Consider the following 222-nt stretch of genomic DNA (forward strand, 5'->3'; position numbering starts at 1 on the left):
TTGAAGGAGAAAGAGTCAGAAAGGAAGGAATGTTTGTTGAACTCGGCGGCCCGAAGTCCCTCGGGCTCGAGCTTGTCAGGGCAGCAGATATGGATGCAATTGAAGATGACAAGGTTACAATCATCGGTCCTGACCTCAAAGAAATGGAAGAGGGCAAAACCTACCCATGGGCAATGATCTTCAACATCGGTGGAGAACTTGTAGAGCCTGACCTTGAGTCTG

1 pseudogene is annotated in these 222 nt (G+C 49.1%); it reads left to right on the forward strand.

Annotation, left to right across the window (positions count from 1 at the left end):
- A pseudogene (locus ASJ81_RS17180) lies at positions 1-222 on the forward strand (CO dehydrogenase/CO-methylating acetyl-CoA synthase complex subunit beta); the annotation flags it as partial.

This window comes from Methanosarcina spelaei, from assembly GCF_002287235.1.
In the GTDB taxonomy this organism is placed as follows: Archaea; Halobacteriota; Methanosarcinia; order Methanosarcinales; family Methanosarcinaceae; genus Methanosarcina; species Methanosarcina spelaei.